Origin of the sequence: Heyndrickxia oleronia, from assembly GCF_017809215.1 — a bacterium.
GTDB lineage: Bacteria > Bacillota > Bacilli > Bacillales > Bacillaceae_C > Heyndrickxia > Heyndrickxia oleronia.
Window position 1 is genome coordinate 760952 of sequence record NZ_CP065424.1, and the last position, 20315, is coordinate 781266.

The following is a 20315-nucleotide window of genomic DNA, read 5'->3' on the forward strand; positions in this document are numbered from 1 at the left end:
TTTTTGGGAAAATCAAAGATCAGATTTTCGTGGAAAGTTCTAAAGCCAACTTTCCTTTTTGGGAAAATCAAAGATCAGATTTTCGTGGAAAGTTCTAAAGCCAACTTTCCTTTTAGGAAAATCAAAGGTCAGATTTTCATGGAAAGTTTTAAGGCCAACTTTCCTTTTAGGAAAATCAAAGGTCGGATTTTCGTGGAAAGTTTTAGATCCAACTTTCCTTTTTGTGAAAATCAAAAACCAGATTTTCGTGGAAAGTTCTAAGGCCAACTTTCCTTTTGTGAAAATCAAAAACCAGATTTTCGTGGAAAGTTCTAAGGCCAACTTTCCTTTTGTGAAAATCAAAGGTCGGATTTTCTTACAAAAATGTAAGTTTCATTTAAGGAAATTAAATCGCAGATCTTTCTTGTTCTTTTTACAATAGGGTCATACACATTTAAGGAGGTTACATCATGCAGACAGTTCTGCAAGTTAATCATATAAACAAGGTTTATGATGGGAAAAATCCTTTTCAAGCCTTAACAAATATCAACATGAATGTGCAGGCTGGTGAATTTATTGGAGTCATGGGTCCTTCAGGCTCAGGAAAATCAACATTATTAAATCTAATTTCAACTATTGATCGTTCTACATCAGGAGAGATTATCATCAATGGGAAGCAGCCACATAAATTGAAAAAAGAGAAACTAGCAAAATTCAGAAGACAAGAATTGGGGTTCGTGTTTCAAGACTTTAATTTATTGGACACATTAACATTAGAAGAAAATATTATGCTCCCATTAGTGCTGGAGAGGGTAAAACCTCATGTGATTGCAGAAAAAGTAAGCCATATCGCAGAAAAGCTTGGAATTGAATCTATTTTAAAGAAGAGAACATTCGAAGTATCTGGAGGGCAACGGCAAAGAACAGCGATTGCGAGAGCTATCATACACAAACCTTCCTTACTTTTAGCGGATGAACCAACCGGAAACTTGGATTCAAAATCTTCAAAAGCAGTGTTAGAAGCTATGCTTGATATTAATGAACATGAGAAGACTACAATGCTAATGGTCACACATGATCCTTTTGCAGCAAGTTATTGTCATCGGGTCATTTTTATTAAAGATGGTGAATTGTACAACGAGATCTATATGGGGGATAACCGGAAAGTATTCTTCCAGCAAATTATCGATGTATTGTCCATGCTTGGAGGGAATGCAAATGAACTTTTATCAACTCGCTACTAAAAATGTAGCGCGTAATTTACGTTCTTATTTAGCGTTTTATCTAAGCAGTTCCTTTGCTGTCATGATTTTTTATATATTTGCGATGTTTATTTTTCACCCTGCCTTAGAAACAGGAGTGATCAATACTATTGCTCGCAAGGGTATGATAGCAGCTGAGTGGATTATTTTTGTCTTCTCCATTCTATTTGTTTTATATTCAGTTAATGCTTTCCTGCATACGAGAAAAAAAGAGTTTGGAATTCTTACGATTTCAGGGACATCACCAAAGCAGTTGAGGAGATTAGTAACACTTGAAAACCTGGTTATTGGACTAGCCTCTATTATTTCAGGAATAGCAGGAGGAACGATTCTTGCGAAAATGTTCTTTGTTGCGGGTGGATATATTCTTGATATGGATGAGTTGTCCTTATATTTACCTTGGAAAGCGATTGGGCTAACAAGTGGCGTTTTTCTTGTATTATTTTTCATTATCTCTCAATTTACGCTTTTCTTTATTAACACTGAAGAAACGGTAGCCTTGTTAAAAGGATCGATTAAACCAAAAAAAGCTCCGAAGCCTTCTATTTTATTGTCTGCACTTGCACTTATCTTTTTAGGGACGGGCTATACGATGGCTTTTATTGCGGAAATTAATATGACCAGTGCGGTGATTATATTAATCTTAACGGTTATAGGAACTTTCTTCTTTTACAGTCAATTAAGTGTATGGATATTAAAACGATTGAAGAAAAGCAAAAATCTTTATTTAAATGGCTATCATTTCTTAACGATTTCTGATTTAACCTATCGATTAAAGGATAATGCGAGATTGTTTTTTATCGTGAGTATCGTTTCTGCAGTGGCCTTTACAGCAACAGGTGTGTTAACTGTTTTTAAATCAAAGCAACCGATTGAAAAGACAAATTACGAAATAGAATATTTATCTAGTCCAGATAATGGGAATGAAGCAAAACATATTGGTTTAATTGAAGAATCTTTAAGTCATGTTGGTATTGACTATAAAGCGGGGAAAGTGGAGGCCTTAGAGGCGCGTTATCAAATGCCAGATGGTACGGTTCCAGTTATTGTGATTTTATCGCAAAAGGAAGCGTCAAAATATAATCCAACCTTAAAAGTGGGGGCCATAAATGATGGTGAGGCCATTGTTTATTTGGATAATCGTGGTTTTGATCATAAGAAAGACATTCCATCAACATTGAAAATAGTAGATTCCCCGTACTCGCTCAAGGTTAAAGGGATTGAATCATCTATTTTAGGTGTTTCGACGGCAGTAGTTGTTAATGAGCAAACATATAAAAAAATGAAATCAACCTTTGAACCGTCTACCCTTTATGGGTTCCATTTTAAGGATTGGAAGAAGAGTGTTGAAATAAGCAAGATACTACACGATACATTATACGGTAACTATACTAATATTCATTTTGAATTTTTCTCAAAAGGGTTAATTTATTATGAAAGTGTTCAAATTCCTAGTCTCAGTTTATTTATTGGTTTATTTGTGGCCTTAGTATTTTTCCTTGCTGCAGGTAGTTTTATTTATTTCCGTCTATTTACAGACCTTGAGCATGAACAAGAAAAATACAAAGCATTATCGAAAGTAGGGCTCACTGAAATGGAAATTAAGAAAAGTGCAACATGGCAATTGTTGATTCTGTTTTTCTTGCCATTCATAGTAGCTATTGTTCATACATGCTTTGCCTTAAAAGTTTTGGAGAGAGATATGGGAAGTAGTGTTGTTGTTCCTACGATTATTACGATTATTGGGTTTTTAATTTTAGAGATTGTCTATTTTACAATTGTACGAATCAGCTATGTAAAAAAAATAATGGCATCTATTGATGAGTAAAAAAGTAAAGGAGTGATTGAAAATGAAAAAGAAAACAATGATTGGGGTTGTCATAGGAATGGCTATTATTGTTGGTGGATTTTTAGCATTGCCGAAAGAAGTATCCGATCAAATTAACCCTTTTGTATCAAAAAAAGATGTATATGTTCAAATTAACGCGAAACCTGCACTGAGAAATCCAGGTGGGGCTGATTATACATTAATTGGTTTTACAAAGAGTGGTGAGAAACAAGAAGTAAAATTTTACGCCTCGCATGAACTAAGAAAGAATGCATTTTTAAAAGTATATATGAAGGGGAGCTATGTAAAAACGTGGGAGGAAGTAAAGCTAGAAAGCTTACCTAAAAAGGTAAGGGATCAATTAATAAAATCGGATTTATAGCTTACAAAGGACAGGGAGAAATGTTCTTGGGGTCAGACCCTATATAATAGAACAAACAAAAAGGAGAAACATATGAATTCAATTGAACAGACAAGAAGGATCGATGCCCTAGATTATTTGAGAGGATTCGCTTTAATTGGAATTATTTTAGTCAATATTTTAGCATTATTGTCAGTGCAAATGCCTGAACCACATACGGCGAATGCTGCCTATCAAAAATGGCTCTATGTATTTGTGGAAACTCGCTTTTTCTCTATCTTTTCCTTTTTATTTGGGGTTGGCTTTTATATTTTTCTATCAAGAGCGATCTCCAAAGGGAAAAATGGCTATGTGCTATTTATACGAAGAATCATCGCATTATTCATTTTTGGATGCATTCATCATATATTTCAGCCGGGAGAAGCGTTAGCTGTCTATGCCATTTGTGGTCTTCTAGTGATGCCATTTTATAAGGTGAAAAAAGAAATAAATCTGATTGTTGGATTGGTTTTATTAATTACTTTTGCCATTTTATCGATGAAAGAACTTATGAGCTTCCCATACATTTTATTGGGACTTGCTGCGGGACAATATCGTATCTTTGAGAAACTTTCTGAACAAAAGCGTTTAATTAACAAGTTTACGTTCGTCATGTTTCTGTTAAGTATAGTCGGTCTAACCTATCAATACATGCAGAGTCCATTGCGTCCTTTTTATGGCATGATATTAGAAGGAACTGATGACCTAAATGTCATTCAGACGAATAAATTTCTCAAAATTGGAATTATGATTGGACCCATTGTGTCCGCTTTTTATGTTGGATTAGTCATTATTCTTGTTAGGGTAGGAATGATAGCTAAACTATTGTCACCCATCAAAAATTTAGGACGCATGGCATTGTCCAATTATATTATGCAAACTACTTTCATATTGTTGGCTAATGTAGTCTTGCATTTAAATAATAAGATTACTTATTTAGAAACTCTTTATCTATGTTTAATCATTCTTGTTTTGCAGCTAATATATAGTACGATTTGGCTTCGTTTCTTTAAGTTTGGTCCACTCGAATGGATATGGAGAATGGTGACTTATTTAAAGAGAATGCCGTTACGAAAAGTGAATTAACCGAATGGGGAAGAGGACTTATCAATCGTCCTCTTCCTTTGTTTATTTGAATTCAAAATGGGACAATGGATCCGGTCCATTGTCCCAAAAGTTGTTTCGTATAATTTATGTCATCAGTGAAATAACCATCAACATGAAAAGCTTTTACTCGTGCCTGCTCATTCTTTTCCGTTTTTTTATTTGTAAAATACACATGAACTTCTTTTCCGGCTTGATGGATCTCGTTGACAATACTTAAAGTGACATCTTTTGATTCAATCCCTATGATCGGGTAAGGAGCAGTCAGTGCCTTTTCCAAATCAAATTTACCTTTTCCGAAAAGTAAGGTTAAAGGAACATTAGGTGCTAATCTCTGTATTTTTTCTAAGCTTTGCGGTGAAAAGGATTGAATGGTGACTAATCCTTTAGAAATAAGATGATATTCATTTAGCAGGTCAATTAAGGGTTCCTCCATTTTTAATTCCCCATTGACTAATCTTGTTTCAATATAATAATGTTCGGTATCTGTAAAAGCTTCAATCATTTCCCTAAGCGTGGGGATATCTTCTGTTGTCGTTTCCCCGTTGTATCGTCCAATTGTTTGATAAGCTTTTAATTCATCTAAAGTTAGTTCTGAAACTTTCTTCTTTCCATTCGTTGTACGATTAATCGTTTGATCATGCATGATGATTAGTGAACCATCTTTAGTCATGCGTAGATCCATTTCTAATGCATCCACACCATCATCGGCAGCTATTTTTTGAGCGGTTATTGTATTTTCATTAAATCGGTCATTTGCTCCTCGATGGGCGAGAATTTTTGGAGTCTGTTTAAAGCTGTGCCCTGTTTTATTTTTTACGGTTGATTCTATCTTGGATGTTGCTGTTTTTTTCGGTATGGTTTCTATAGTCGTAGTTGATACAGACTCCGCTTTTTGGCTAGCAAAAGTATAGATAAAGGTTAAAATTACAAGAAAACTAGTTAAAGTGAGTACGATTTTTTTAAACATATAGCTTTCTCTCATTTCTAGAATGTAAGACTTTTTCAGGAAAATCGGAAATAATGGTTTCGACGTTTTGCTCTAAAAGCTGCTTGATTTCTTCTTCTTTATTCACCGTCCAAACACATATTGGATAGCTTAAGTTTTTTACTAAATTCGAATCGGATAAAACTATATCCTTTGCTATATTCAATGCTGATAATGGTAAGTTTTGTAGATAGTTTGGTTGATTTAGCAATCCATCATTATGTATTAGGAGGGCAATTGTGGCTTCTGGATTGATTTTTTTCATTTTTAAGATCGTCGGTAAATAAAAGGATGAGTAAATAACTTTGCGCTGTCCACCGAATTGGCTTACGATGGAATGTACTTTACTTTCGATTCCTTCGTATTCAAACATATACGTTTTAAATTCGATATTTAGATCGATTGGATAGGGGGCTAATAATTCAAGCACTTCCTTTAATGTTGGTACGCGTTCTTGTGACCATAGTTCCTCTTGATAGTTAGGTAAATGAGTAAACTGATTTCCAGCACTAAATTGTTTAATTTCTTCTAATGTTAAATCTTTAATATAGCCTGCTCCATCAGTCGTTCGATCGAGCTTTTCATCATGGATGACGACGATTTCTCCATCTTTTGTCATATGAATATCTAGTTCAATGCCGTCAACTCCATGCTTAATCGCTTGCCGGAATCCAAGTAATGTATTTTCAGGATAGGTTCCCTTGCAGCCTCGGTGTCCATAAACCTTTGTCATAACAATCCATCCTTTCAATATAAAGAATTGGAAGAGAATAAGGAGCGGGAGAGGATATATCCCCTTATTCTCTTAAACTGCTAAATTTTATTTATTTTCCTCTTGCTGCGTTTGCTTGTTTAATAGCCGCATTGAACTGTTTCACTGCAGTATCATAGGCTTTATCCACATTTCCACCATTATATACCGTTTCAAGGGCTGTTTCGATAATTTTTCTGCCTTCTGGAATCATATCCATGATTGCTCCCTGAGTAGCGATAGATGGTTTTGTTGACTGTAATTGGTTTACAGTTACTTGTAATTGGGGCATTTTGTTATAAGCTTCTTTGACCATTGGATTTTCATAAGCTTCAGGGTTAATCGCGAAATAGCCTGTGCCAACATGCCACTTTGCTTGTACTTCAGGCGTTTGCAAGTATTTCATGAACTCCCACGCCGCTTGCTGCTCTTCTTTCGGTTTACCATCAATCATCCATAGACTAGCTCCACCGATAACGACACCTTGGCGTTCCTTACTTTCTGGATGTGGAAGGAAGGCCACACCTACCTCAAATGGGGCATTGTCTATAACATCTCGAGCACTTGCTGATGATTGGACAAACATTGAAACATCTCCAGCTAGAAATCCAGCCACCATATTATCGCCATTTGTCCCATAGTTGGCAAAGGTTCCATCATCGATCATTCGTTTCACCCAATTGAAGATGGCTGTTCCTTCTTCCTTAGAAAAGCCAATTTTAGATGGAGTATCGGAGCGACCATTATCGTTGTTCATTAATAGTGCACCTTGATTGGCCATTAGTTCTTCAAATAACCAGCCATATGCTTGTAGGGCAAAACCTTTCATATCTGGATTTGCTTTAGTGATTGATTTTGATATGTTCTCAATTTCTTCAAAGGTTCTTGGAGGATTTTCCGGATCTATACCTGCTTTTTTAAATGCATCTTTATTGTAGTACATAACAGGAGTTGATGAGTTAAATGGCATGGAATATAGCTTATTATCGATCGTGTAATAGTTAAGAATGTTTTGCTCTAATCCACTCATATCATATTTTTCTTTATCAACAAATTTTTGAATTGGAACGATGTTACCGCTGTTGATCATCGATTTTGTTCCAATTTCAAATACTTGAATGATGCTTGGGGCACTTTTTGTACCTGCTACAGTATGAAATTTTGTTAATGCCTCATCATAGGTACCTTGAAATTCTGCATTAACCTGAATCTTATCTTGGGAGTTATTGAAGTCTTCTACAATTTGTTTTAATGTTTCTTGACCAGCTCCACTCATGGAATGCCAAAACGTCACCATTTGTTTTCCATTATCTGCAGCAGATGATGCGGAGCCCTTTTCTGTCGTATTACAGGCGGTTAGTAAGAATAATAGACCAATCATAAGTATCGAGAGTCGCTTTTTCATTTTCACTTCTCCTTTTGATTAAATATGTAATGAAGCTTGATTACTTCAATGCACCTTCGGTTAATCCTTTTTGCAGCTTTTTCTGTCCGAGGAATAGAAGAACTAAAGTAGGTATAATCACAATTACTGCCCCAGCCATCATGACACCCCATTCATTTAGCTGCTCCTGGGATTGTAATTGCTTTAAACCGATTTGGACAGTCCGTACGGAATCATTGGTCGTCGATAAAAGTGGCCAAAGATACATATTCCAGGATGATAGAAATCCGTATATTCCTAATGTGATTAGGCTACTTTTTGCAACAGGTAAAACAACCGTGACATAATACTTGAAATTTCCCATCCCAGCAATTTGACTAGCTTCCCTAAGCTCCTTAGGGATTTGTTTAAAATTTTGCCTAAGGAGGAATGTGCCGAAAGCTGTTGCAAAGAAAGGAATCGTTAGTCCTTGATAGGTATCAATCCATCCTAAATCACGTATGATATGGAAATTTGGAATAACTGATGCTTCAAAAGGCACCATCATCGTAGCGATGAATAGATAGAATAGAAAATCTCTTCCTTTGAATTCTAGAAAAACAAAGGCATACGCTGCTAAGCTGGATAGAATGATTTGACCAATCATAATAACGATCGACACGATCAAGCTATTTAATAAAAATTGAAATAAAGGAAAACGTTCGAAAGCCTGTGTAAAATTATCTGTAATAAGTGTTCTGGGCGCACTGCCTGTTAAGATATCTTGACTGGTCATAAAGCTCATCACTATTGCCAACATTGTAGGAGCAAATAGGATGAATGCTGAAAGTGTCAGTAAAACATAGAAGATTAATTTTTTTCTAAAGGACATGGTCATTGATAATGAACCTTCCTTTCACCAAGCTTAAATTGCAGAGCGGTCATAAGTAGGATCAAAATAAATAATATAACGGCTTGAGCACTTGCTGATCCAAACTGATAATTAACAAATGCCTCGCGATAAATGGAATAAACAATTAAATTTGTTTCATTTTGTGGACCGCCATGCGTCAAAATATCAATTTGACCAAATGTTTGAAAAGCATTAATGATCGATACGGTTAAGACAAAAAATAGGGTGGGAGAAAGCATGGGAAGTGTAATTCTCCTTAGCTTATAAAAGTAACCTGCACCCTCAATATCAGCACTTTCATAAAGATAGGAATCGATCGATTGTAGCCCTCCCAAAAGAACGAGAAAAGTAAAGCCTATATTCATCCAAACCGTAGTAACTGAAACAGAAAAAAGTGCCCAATCTGGATCAGTAAGCCAGCCAATCGATTCGACACCGATTGATTGAAGAAACTGATTGAGTAATCCCATAGTAGGGTTAAATAAATACATCCAAAATACAGATGCAGCTGCTACTGAAATTCCCATTGTTGAGGAGAAAATCGTGCGAAAAAATCCAATTCCCTTTAATTTTTCATTCGCGATAATGGCTAAAAATAAGCTAATCACAATGGTCGCTGGAACGGTATATAGCACAAATAAGAACGTGGATTGGATGCTCTTTAGAAAAATAGGAGACGTAAACATATTCAAGTAATTTTCCAATCCGACAAATACTGTAGTTTCACCACTTGCATTTGTTAAGAAAAAACTTAAATAAATCGTTCGGATCATAGGGTAAAATACAAAAATACTAAATAGCAGAATCGATGGTAAAAGAAATAATAGCCCGTGTAAAAAGTTTTTAATTCTTTGTTTCTTTTTTACTTGCTCAACGTACTGTAGATTTAATTCATTTGTCTGAATGGCTACACTAGACATACTCATATTGCTATGCCCCCTTGGCTCTTTCCATGGGTAGCTGAGCGAATGAGATTTCCTGTTTCTGTATCAAAGAATAATAGATAGTCTGAAGACAGGTGGATAGGAACTTTTTGTCCTACTTGAATATTCCATTGTCCAGGCCATTTTGCTGTCCATAATTCAGTGCCAACATCAAAGGCAATGGTGGTTTCATTTCCTAATTGCTCTACATTTACTACCTCTAAATAATGGGTGGCATTTTCTGTAGTTCCGGGTAAAAGATGCTCTGCACGAATGCCAATCGTAAGTGTCTTATCCTTCGGTAGCCCTTGGGCTATAGCTGGATCTACAGAAATGGAAAGATCATTTTCGATCGTTAGTTTTTTTGCTTTCGATGCAAAAATAGCTGTTCCCATATTCATTTTTGGCGACCCAATGAAAGAAGCGACAAACAAATTGGCTGGTTCGTTATAAAGAGTAATCGGCTCTCCAACCTGTTGAATTTTGCCATCATTTAATACCATAATTCGATCGCCCATCGTCATCGCTTCAACTTGATCATGGGTGACATAAATGGTAGTTAAACCAAGCTTTTTTTGTAATCTGCGAATTTGAATCCGCATATTAGCTCGCAGCTTTGCATCCAAATTGGAAAGAGGTTCGTCCATTAAGCAAAGTGGTGCTTGACTAACAATCGAACGTGCAAGTGCAACCCTTTGTCTTTGACCACCAGAAAGCTCCTTTGGTTTGCGTTTGAGCATTTCAGTTAGACCTACCATTTCGGCAGCTTCCTTTAATCTTTTTTGTTGTTCCTGTTTATTGACTTTCCTTGCTTTGAGACCAAAGAGGATATTTTGTTCGACCGTTAAATGTGGATATAGTGCATAATTTTGAAAGACCATAGATAAATTGCGGTCTTTTGGTGGAAGGTGATTTACTGGTTCATTATTCATTTTTAAAAATCCACCGGAAATTTCCTCAAGTCCCGCAATCATTCGGAGCAAAGTACTTTTCCCTGAACCAGAAGGTCCTACCAAGACAAAAAACTCCCCCTTTTCAATGGATAAATTGATCTCTTTCAAAATATCCTTCTGCTTATCATAAGACTTCGAAAGATCCAATAACTCAACCTGACTCATCAAACCCCTCCTTGTTATCACCACTGCAAGCCTATTAAAACACAATATCTAAATAAAAAATGTAAATTTACTGACACTTCACAGCGGTTTTACCGAAGATTAATAGAATTAATATGAAATTAATATTAGCGGTTTATTTAGGGGGTCATTTAGGGGGTCAGACCCCCAGTGGTTTAACGCGGTAAAGCGGTGGGGGTCTGACCCCCTACATTTCATAGCCAGCTTCAAAGAGGTTGGATGTTTTGGTGAATTTTTTTAAGTCATTTGGTTGTTTGATGTTGTTGATTTCTGGTTGTTTTACGGTTATTGCTTTAACATCGGCATTTCCGAAATTATCTTTTATTTTTCCTCTAATATACAAAGAGACTCCGTTACAATTAGAATCTAATCTTATATGGGATTGATTATTAAAGTTTTGGATAAAGTGATACATTTCATTGTAGTATGCTTCTGCTTTTAATTTCTCATCTATCAACCTCACAGAAACACAAATTGGTAATTTCCCTTTCAGTTTTTTATAATTGGGTTTCTCCCGAAATGTTAAATTCTTTTCAGACGCATTATCTATATTAATGAAGGCAAAATGTTCTACTTCCTTCTTTAAGTTTCCAAATGAAGCTGCTACCAATGGTTTTATATAGTTGGTGGCCTCTTTATTCATGAGGTTTGTAAAATAAGTATCATATGGCTTGCAGTCTAGTTTCCCTTTTTCCTCATAGTTCATTTCACAATTGACCGAAGATTGATAACGACCTTTATGATCTTTTATATAAATAATAATCAGTGGGGGAGCTTCCTCAGGTTCTTCAGGTATGACTTCGTATTTAGTAATATCAATGGATGTACCATATGTTTCTACAACATAATTAATCAGCTGTGATTCCTTTATTAATTTTTTCTCTTCTTTCGTAAGTTTTTTATCATTCTCCATTTTGGAGATTTCAGTTTTTAATAATTTGTCTTCAACTGAATTGCATCCTGTAGTGATGATAGCAATAAACATACATAAAAGTATCGAAAATAGTGGTTTTTTCAAAGAGAATCACTCCTTTTAAGAGGGATATAAGATTATATAGTGATCCTTATTTTACCAAATTATCGTCACTTTTCATCTAAAGGAATAATCATTTATTGATATTGTCAATTGAGGACTCTGGAACAGGGGGTCAGACCCCCTGCCGTTTAACGCGGTAAAGCAGTGGGGGTCTGACCCCACTAATTACCATAGCGAAAATTTGTTTACTAGGTATATGGAACGGGTTACTATGTAACTATGATATAAATTAGTTTGGCACATGAGAGAGGAATTGTGAAATGAGAGCTTGGTTGATTAGGGGATTGTTATCACTGTTGGTGTTAGGGGTGATTATCGTTGTCGTGTGTGTTTTTTCGGAAAAGAGTCAGTCAACTCCTGTAAAAGCCTCCCTTGCTACGGAAACATTTATTCAAAACTATCTACTTAATAAAGAAGGATTCATTCAAACGAATATAACAGATCAAAATAATGTTTATTTATCTGAATCTGTTGGACTTTGGCTTGAGTATTTAATCGAAAAAAATGATTCTATACAATTTAAGCAACAAGTTGCCATACTGGAAAAGAATTTTTTAACGAAGGATCATCTAGTCCCATGGAAAATAGAAGGGACAAAAAAATACCTTGTTAATGCTTCAATCGATGATTTAAGAATAGTCAACAGCTTGTACATAGCGGGGGAAAAATGGAAGACCCCTTTCTATACAAACCTAGCAAAAAAAATGAGTAAAAGTCTTGTTCGCAATCAATCAGTTGATCAATTGATGGTAGATTACATAGATTTAACTAATATGGACGATAAAGGGGAAGTTATTACCCTAAGTTATATCATGCCTGAAAGCTATAAGAGAATGAGTAAAGTTGGAATCCTATCAGATGAAATGTACGAAGAGACAAAAGATGTATTACTTAAAGCACCACACTCAAAGATAGGGTTTTATCCGAAGGAATACAATATAAAAACAGGGAAATATTCATATGATCAAAAAGTGAATTTAATTGATCAATTTTATGTTGGTCTTCATGAAGCGCAATGGGGGGGAGATGTTAGCCCTTTACTTCAATTTGCAAAGAAGGCTTTTAAAGAAGGAAATGGAAAAATATATGGACAATATGATAGTGAAACAGCTCAGCCGATCGTACAGTATGAGGCGCCAGCAGTTTATGCGCTGGCTATTTTAATGTGTATTGAAATAGATGAAAGAGAGTTTGCGCAACAGCTTTATTCTCAAATGCTTACATTACGTCAAAATCAAAAGAAATCACCGTACTATGGTGGCTATATTGATGTTGACTCGAAGGATACTCATTCATTTGATAATTTATTAGCAATTATTGCAGAAAGGAGAGGAATGAATGAAAAAGTATTTTGAACAGGAAAAAATTGCTCTCCTTCTAATGGTCATTCTGTTAATTGTCGTACAAATTCCATCCTTTTTATTACTGAAACAAGGAACCGTAGGCTTTCTATTATTAGGATTTTTTGTATTACTCCTATGTGTGACAATGATGTTAGGTACGGTGAAGGGGCTATATAGCAGCTTCCTATTTATATTTATAGTTGGAACTACTCTTTTTTATTTAGAAATGACTAATACACCAAAGGTTACTTTTCCTTTACCTCTCTTTTTAGGTTATGGGGTTGCATTAATTATTTGTATCCTGCTAACAGGACGTGTACATGATATATTTATCAATCAAGGTGAAAAAAATCGTCGATTACAGGAAGAGATAAGACAATTTGTAGCTGTGGATGTTGAGACTGGTTTTGATAATAAATTTAGGATGGAAATGGAAGTACAGGCGGAAATGAAACGAACGGATCGATATGGTGCAGCTTTTACCCTGATTCTATTGCAAATTGATTATTTTGCTAAGTTTAAACAATTATATGGAGAAAAGGAAACGAGTCACTTATTGTCTGAACTGGCAAAAACCATTGAGAAAACGATGAGGATAACAGATAGAAAATTTCGTTATGATCAGGATCGGTTCGCGTTACTTCTAACAAATACAGATGATCATTCTGTTGAGGTGATATATAAAAAACTAGCTGAAACACTTAAAACACATCAATTATTAAATGAAAAATATGTAACATTGTCGTTCCGTTCAGGTCATATCGTCTACGATCAAGAGGTCGCTGTTGCGGATTACCGTGCATTGCTTCAGCAAGTAGAAAGTGAGATGGTCTATCGTGAACTATAAACGATTGATGTCCATTTTTGTATTGGCCATGCTAGTGCAGTTAATCGCAATTGTTCCAACCACCCATGCAGAAGAAACACTTCCTAAAATGACATTCATCTATATGACCCAAGATCATCTCCCGAATTCTGATGTTTTATTTTTAGAAGCAACACTTGCAGCTTTTGCTAAAAAGATTGATTTAGTGGAAGCGAACCAAGTGAACATTAATAAGCTGAAGAAAAGTGATGTCATCGTGTTTATGGGAGAAGAAAAAGGAAAGGTTCCTAGAAAAGGAGGGACGCAATTCAATCCTTTAAAGGACGAATCATTGCAATTGGTCATAATGTAGAGCAATTGCAGCCGTATAAGCAATGGAAATTTGTCGGTCCCGAATCGATAAGGAAATTAGATAATGATTCTTTAGAAACGATATTATCAATTATTCATGTTATTCCACCAGAGGAGAGTGAAATTCTTTCTACCGGAGAGAATCTAGGAGAAAGATTTCCTTTTATTGTTAAAAAGGGGAAATTATCATATATTGCGGCAACAGCTTTTAGAACAGAAACGAAATATTCAGTATCCCAATCCCTTTATAGCCTACTAGACCAGAAACCACCAGATGTTCACCAGGCATATATACGTCTTGAGGATATTTCACCGATCACAGATCCTAAGCTTTTAAAAGAAACAGGTGAATATTTATCAGAGCATAACATTCCATTTTATATGGCTGTTATCCCTGTTTATGTAAATAGTGAAACGGGTGAATATACAACTCTTGCAAGTAATAAAAAACTTGTTCGGGTGTTAAAAGAGCTTCAAAAGCGTGGAGGGATGATCATTGCTCATGGATATACTCATTCCTACCGTCATGAAGAAACAGGAGAAGGATTTGAATTTTGGGATGCTAAATTAAATCAAAAAATTATTACTAAAAATACAGATGAAACACCGCCAAAAATGAAGAATAGCTTGGATTTTACATCAGAGGAAGAGTATCAAAAATATTTAAACAAGATGAATCGATTGGAAAAAGAATATATAGACGAAAAGCTGACAAATTCAATCGAACATTTAACGCAATTAGGTCTTTATCCTATTGCATTTGAGGCACCACACTATGCGATGAGTCCAAATGGCTATCATGTTACTTCCGAGTATTTTTCTTCTATTTTTGGACAAGTTCAATTGAGTGATGAAAATTGGGAGGTCATGTCCGCTCCACTCTTTGCATCAAAGCCAGCTATCACTTCAGGGATGACACTGTATCCAGAAACGATTGGATTTATTGATCCGACATTAAGCGATCCGTATCAAGAGATGGAGACGAAATTAAAACAGCTTGAGAAAGTACCGGGATCCATGATTGGCGGTTTCTATCATCCTTATATCGGATTGAAATATTTACCCCATATGGTGGAATTAATAGAATCAGTTCCAAATGTCGAATGGCTTGATCTAAGAAAAACAGAGCAAACCGTTCAATCTGATCATGTAAAGATTAAGCAGGAAAAAGACAAACCCATACAGGTAACATCATCAATAAATGGTTATAAGCTCTTTTTTCAAAATATAAAAGAACGTCCTTTTGACCTTGTCTTATGGGTTCTAGCAATCATTGTATCCCTCACCATACTTGTCTTCTTCTTTTACATTTTAGGTCTTAGAGCAAGATTACGAAAAAGACTTTTTGAGGAGAGGAATTAACATGGCTAATCTATTATTCTACATGGCTCTTATTTTAATTTGGGTCATGTTGCTATATCATATGTTCTTAATGCAAGGTGGTTATCGCCACTTTCAGACATATGAAAAAATCATCCCGAAATGGGAGAAAAATATGGTTGATCTCCCAACTGTAAGTGTGTTCATTCCAGCACATAATGAGGAAGTAGTTATCGGGCAGACCTTAAAAGCGATGTCTCGCCTTTACTATCCCAAAGATAAGCTAGAAGTCATCGTAATTAATGACAACTCATCAGATCGTACAGGAGAAATCGTTCAGGAGTTCGCTGAAAAATATCCTTTTATTCGAATGATAGAAACAAAGCCTCCTAATAGAGGGAAGGGTAAATCATCTGCTTTAAATGAAGCATTATATCAATCTGAAAGCGAGATTATTGCTGTTTATGATGCGGACAATACACCAGAGCGAATGGCCATTTGGTATCTTGTTATGGGACTTGTGAATGATCCTAAATCTGCAGCGATAGTTGGTAAATTTAGAGTAATTAATGCAGCAAAAACATGGTTAACACGATTTATTAATATTGAAACAATCTGTTTTCAATGGATGGCCCAGGGGGGCAGATGGAAATGGTTCAAAGTGGCAACGATACCTGGGACTAACTTTGCCATTCGTCGAAGTATTATTGAAGAGCTTGGAGGCTGGGATGTAAAAGCATTAGCGGAAGATACTGAATTAACGATTCGCGTATATAATTTAGGCTATCATATTCGTTTTTTTCCAGCAGCGATTACTTGGGAGCAAGAGCCAGAAACATTAAAGGTATGGTGGAAGCAACGAACCAGATGGGCACGCGGTAATCAGTATGTCGTGTTAAAATTTCTAAGCCAATTTTTTAAATTAAAGCGAAAAAGAATTATATTTGATTTATTTTATTTTTTCTTCACTTATTTTCTTTTCTTCTTTGGTGTAATTGTATCGAATGTTCTATTCATCATTAATCTATTCTACGATTTACAGCTGACGATTGGAAATGTTTCTTTAGCGTTATGGGTTCTTGCCTTTCTGCTTTTCCTAACAGAAGTCATGATTACACTAAGTATTGAAAAAGCAGAAATGAATCTTAAAAACTTTTTTTATGTCATATTTATGTATTTCACCTATTCGCAAATGTGGATTGTTCTTGTTATATATGCACTTTACCTTGAAATCAAACGTGTGTTATTTCACCAAGAGGTAAAATGGTATAAAACAGAACGGTTCGATCAGAAGGGTAAAGGGGGTTCCTTATGAAAAACAATAGAATAATATTTATCACATCATTAATTATTTTCTTCTTATGTATGGGACAGCTGAATAGTGCGGCACAGACCTTGACTGAAATTCCTATACAAGGTATGGAAATAGAAGGTCAAAATAATGTAGGAACACGGCATTCCATAACAAATAGCCCGATTGAGTTAATTGGACCAGAACAAGAGGTTACATTTTATTATGAGAACATTTCAGATGCGAAAGGACAGAATAATCAACTAGTCTTAGATTTCACTCATTCTGAAATGCTGATTTCGCCTTCATCATTAACGTTAAGTGTCGATGGACAAACGATCACATCAAAGCCTTTAAATAGTCAAAATGAAAAGGGCCAGATCATATTTCCACTTACAGGTAATGCTCTTAAAAAAGGGAGTCATAGTGTAAAGGTTTCCTACCATGGTGTCATTAAGGAAGGTGTTTGTGTTGATCAAGGAACTTCCGGTAACTGGTTAAATATTGGTATTAATTCATATATCCAACTAAATGGACAAATAAACGATATCAAGCAATCCTTAAAGGATTATCCAGATATTTTTCAAGGTACTTCAACGAATCCAGTATTCATCATACTACCAGATAAGGCATCAATGGAAACATTGAATAGTGGGTTAATGGTAGCAACCTATTTAAGGGAGCAATCCTATACAGAGGGTTCAGTTCAAATGGTTCGGGAATCTAATGTAAAAAGTCTTCGAGGAAATGTTCTATTCATCGGGGCACAAACGGAATTTTCCACACCATTTATGAAACAAGTAATGGAAAAAGCATCTTTACCAACTGATAATCAATCACTCTTGCTTTCGCGTCATAAGCTTGTAAATGGGAAAAATAAAGTGGAAGCATTATTTGTCACAGCAAAAACACCTGGAGAAATTCAGAAGCGGGTAAGTGTACTAACTAATCAGCAATGGATGAAACAATTATCGGGTAATCAAATGTCTATTCAGACGATCCCTAATTGGAAAGAAACAGATAATCATCGTCAAGTTACACTAAAACAATTTGGTATGGGAAATTTTATTTTGGATAGTACGCAAGGGAAAAGTCAGCATTACTTTTACTACTTACCGAAATCTTTACATTCTGGACAAACATCTACTCTGAAGTTACATTTAAAACGCTCTGAAACGATTTTGCCAACCAATGAGAAAATGGGTAAAACGATAAATGGGGGAGAGGTTGAATTAGTTGTATTCATCAATGATGTTCCTCATTCGGTTGATTTGCGAACATTGAAAAATGCAGAGAATGGTGTATACACCGTGAATATACCGATTGATGCAAAAACAATTAAAGATAATGGCATGATGGATATACAATTTGTTGCGAATGGCTTAAATCAAAAAAATTCTTGTACAAATTCAGACGAAAATCGCTGGATATATATATCCGATGATAGCTCTTTCAATTTCCCGTCAAAGGATCAAAAGGATGAAGGGGACACAACATTCGCTGCCTATCCTCTACCTTTCGGTGGAAAGGATAGTAAAACAACTATTATCTTACCTCAAACGGTAAAAGTAGAGGATCAACAGCTTCTTGCTTTATACCTATCGCTTAGTATGAATGGGCAATTACCGCAGATAACATTAACATCTGCAGATAAAGTAGAAGTGAATGAGCTGAAAAATACGAACGCGATCTTTATTGGAGGACCAGCATTACAACCACTTTTAAACAAAGTAAATGATCAATTAGAGATCACATATAAAGAGAAATCAAAGCCAGACTTAAACAAATATGGTTTTATACCTGAATCAGTTGATTTGTTTAGTTGGATTCAACCAAATCCTTGGAGCCCTAAACAAAATAGTATTCTTGTTTTAGATCACCAAATATCATCTACACCGTTGATCTCGAAAACATTTCTCGACTATCTAGTAAATAATGATGAAGAATCTACAATTATTGTTCAGTCAAATAATAACCAGCTGTTTTCAAACGCATCACAAATAAAAATAAAAGATCAAAAAGAGGCAGAGGAAAAAGGAAAGAAACAAGGCCGCGATTTCTCTATATTGTGGATCATTGAATTTGTTGCACTAATCCTCCTTATTGCCTTATTAATCATTATTGTAAGAAAAAGAGGAAAGCGAAAAGAATAGGAAGGGTCAATAATGGGGGGTCAGACCCCCATCGCTTTAAAGCGAAAAAGTAATTTTGTTTCAATATTATTTTGTATCTCTTAAAGATACCAAAATATTTATCTGATAAATCTTTTTATTATAGCCTAAATGTATTACCATTTTCTTATATAAAGAGAGTGTTAATTCAATTAGTAGTTGTTGAAGACGATTTATTTTGTTTGAAAAATCGCTGACAACGAAGATGGGAGTTAAAAAAATGCTAATCAGTAATCTATTATTGGAAGCTTTTAAACAAACAAATTATCAAATTTCCGGACATGGGAAAAGAAATATTCAAGTATTACAAAAGGTACTTATGGACTTAAACGGTGAAATAGATAGTGACCATTATGGAAATGGTGCGATTATTGAAAACTTCCAAATGAAGCTAGCAAATTTCCTCGGCAAAGAAGCAGCTGTATTTTTCCCTAGTGGTACAATGGCTCAGCAAATTGCGTTACGAATATGGTGTGATGAAAAAGGTTCCAATAAAGTGGCTTATCATCCCCTTAGTCATTTAGAGATTCATGAGGAGGATGGCCTAAAGGAATTGCATCATATCGAACCCGTGTTACTTGCTGATAAAAGCAGAGTAATTGAATTAGATGATGTAGTGAATATGGAAGGAGATATTTCTTGTTTATTGCTTGAACTACCACAGCGAGAAATTGGTGGGCAGCTACCAGACTATGAAACTTTAGAGCAGATCTCAAACTTTTGCAGGAGTAAAGGAATTAAACTGCATTTAGATGGGGCAAGGCTATTCGAAATTCTTCCGTATTATCAAAAGTCTGCAGAGGAAATATGCGCTTTATTTGATAGTGTGTATGTGTCCTTTTATAAAGGGATTGGTGGGATTGCAGGTGCAATACTAGCGGGTGATAAAGACTTTACCGAGAAATCTAAAGTATGGAAAAGACGCCATGGGGGAGATCTTATCAGCCTTTATCCATATATCATCAGCTCTGATTTTTATTTTGATGAGCGCGTTCATAAAATGGATAGGTACTTTGAGGATGCCAAAGAATTAGCAAGTTTTTTTAATCAATGTCATACAATATCAACGCTACCTCTTGAACCGGTTTCAAATATGTTTCATGTTCATATTAATGTTGCAAAAGAGCAACTTGAGCCGCTCCTAATAGCTATCTATCAAGAAACAGGTATCGGTATAACGAGCTACTTAACAGAAATCAATAAGGATTCTTGCTATTTTGAGGTAAGTATTGGTGACCAATATGCGAAAATACCGAAGGAAGATTTGAAAAAGGTATTTAAAAGCTTGAATGAATTATTGGGGGTCAGACCCCCACTGCTTTAAAGTAGT

18 protein-coding genes are annotated in these 20315 nt (G+C 35.4%); 11 read left to right on the plus strand and 7 right to left on the minus strand.

The features are described 5' to 3' along the window. Window positions 1–449: 449 nt before the first annotated feature. The 4 genes from I5818_RS03940 to I5818_RS03955 all read left to right on the plus strand — a co-directional run bounded on the left by I5818_RS03940 (window position 450) and on the right by I5818_RS03955 (window position 4555). A complete protein-coding gene (locus I5818_RS03940; RefSeq protein ID WP_078109593.1) occupies window positions 450–1223 on the plus strand; it encodes an ABC transporter ATP-binding protein in 774 nt (257 codons plus the stop codon). Further along, window positions 1198–3069, plus strand: coding sequence for an FtsX-like permease family protein (locus I5818_RS03945; RefSeq protein ID WP_078109592.1), 1872 nt, complete (start codon window positions 1198–1200; stop codon window positions 3067–3069). Before I5818_RS03940 ends, I5818_RS03945 begins: the two co-directional genes overlap by 26 nt. A gap of 22 nt (window positions 3070–3091) precedes the next feature. Then, on the plus strand, window positions 3092–3451 hold the full coding sequence (locus I5818_RS03950) for a YxeA family protein (RefSeq protein WP_078109591.1): 360 nt from the start codon (window positions 3092–3094) through the stop codon (window positions 3449–3451). Window positions 3452–3523: 72 nt separating this feature from the next. Beyond that, entirely contained in the window at window positions 3524–4555 is a 1032-nt protein-coding gene (locus I5818_RS03955; protein WP_071974771.1) for a DUF418 domain-containing protein, read from the plus strand. Between the two features lie 52 nt (window positions 4556–4607). On the opposite strand, the gene I5818_RS03960 is transcribed toward I5818_RS03955, so the two are convergent. From I5818_RS03960 to I5818_RS03990, 7 genes are all read right to left on the minus strand, one after another. Then, entirely contained in the window at window positions 4608–5543 is a 936-nt protein-coding gene (locus tag I5818_RS03960; protein ID WP_169846875.1) for a glycerophosphodiester phosphodiesterase, read from the minus strand. Continuing rightward, entirely contained in the window at window positions 5536–6294 is a 759-nt protein-coding gene (locus I5818_RS03965; RefSeq protein WP_078109589.1) for a glycerophosphodiester phosphodiesterase, read from the minus strand. The genes I5818_RS03960 and I5818_RS03965 overlap by 8 nt, the downstream gene beginning before the upstream one ends. 91 nt (window positions 6295–6385) lie before the next feature. After that, complete coding sequence (locus I5818_RS03970; RefSeq protein WP_209391858.1) at window positions 6386–7717, minus strand: ABC transporter substrate-binding protein; 1332 nt, start codon at window positions 7715–7717, stop codon at window positions 6386–6388. A gap of 40 nt (window positions 7718–7757) precedes the next feature. Then, window positions 7758–8573 carry a carbohydrate ABC transporter permease gene (locus I5818_RS03975; RefSeq protein WP_078109587.1) on the minus strand — a complete coding sequence of 272 codons (816 nt, stop codon included), beginning with the start codon at window positions 8571–8573 and terminating at the stop codon, window positions 7758–7760. Further along, window positions 8570–9508, minus strand: a complete 939-nt coding sequence (locus tag I5818_RS03980) for a carbohydrate ABC transporter permease (protein ID WP_209391931.1) — start codon at window positions 9506–9508, stop codon at window positions 8570–8572. The genes I5818_RS03975 and I5818_RS03980 overlap by 4 nt, the downstream gene beginning before the upstream one ends. Before the next feature lie 2 nt (window positions 9509–9510). Continuing rightward, window positions 9511–10629, minus strand: coding sequence for an ABC transporter ATP-binding protein (locus tag I5818_RS03985; RefSeq protein WP_078109586.1), 1119 nt, complete (start codon window positions 10627–10629; stop codon window positions 9511–9513). Between the two features lie 205 nt (window positions 10630–10834). Then, window positions 10835–11665, minus strand: coding sequence for a hypothetical protein (locus I5818_RS03990; protein ID WP_071974777.1), 831 nt, complete (start codon window positions 11663–11665; stop codon window positions 10835–10837). A 278-nt stretch (window positions 11666–11943) separates the two neighbouring features. Between I5818_RS03990 and I5818_RS03995 the strand changes: the two genes are divergently transcribed. From I5818_RS03995 to I5818_RS04025, 7 genes are all read left to right on the plus strand, one after another. Next, entirely contained in the window at window positions 11944–13038 is a 1095-nt protein-coding gene (locus tag I5818_RS03995; protein WP_139358100.1) for a glycosyl hydrolase family 8, read from the plus strand. Continuing rightward, entirely contained in the window at window positions 13022–13873 is an 852-nt protein-coding gene (locus I5818_RS04000; RefSeq protein ID WP_078109584.1) for a diguanylate cyclase domain-containing protein, read from the plus strand. Before I5818_RS03995 ends, I5818_RS04000 begins: the two co-directional genes overlap by 17 nt. Then, entirely contained in the window at window positions 13863–14204 is a 342-nt protein-coding gene (locus I5818_RS04005; RefSeq protein ID WP_078109583.1) for a hypothetical protein, read from the plus strand. Before I5818_RS04000 ends, I5818_RS04005 begins: the two co-directional genes overlap by 11 nt. Window positions 14205–14209: 5 nt before the next feature. Next, window positions 14210–15565: a DUF2334 domain-containing protein gene (locus I5818_RS04010; RefSeq protein WP_169846874.1), complete on the plus strand. Its 1356-nt coding sequence runs from the start codon at window positions 14210–14212 to the stop codon at window positions 15563–15565. A gap of 1 nt (window position 15566) precedes the next feature. Next, complete coding sequence (locus I5818_RS04015) at window positions 15567–16838, plus strand: glycosyltransferase family 2 protein (protein WP_078109581.1); 1272 nt, start codon at window positions 15567–15569, stop codon at window positions 16836–16838. Then, window positions 16835–18967 (plus strand): cellulose biosynthesis cyclic di-GMP-binding regulatory protein BcsB, encoded by a 2133-nt coding sequence (locus I5818_RS04020; RefSeq protein ID WP_071974783.1) that lies wholly within the window; start codon window positions 16835–16837, stop codon window positions 18965–18967. The genes I5818_RS04015 and I5818_RS04020 overlap by 4 nt, the downstream gene beginning before the upstream one ends. A 238-nt stretch (window positions 18968–19205) precedes the next feature. Next, entirely contained in the window at window positions 19206–20309 is a 1104-nt protein-coding gene (locus I5818_RS04025) for a threonine aldolase family protein (RefSeq protein ID WP_209391859.1), read from the plus strand. Window positions 20310–20315: the final 6 nt, after the last annotated feature.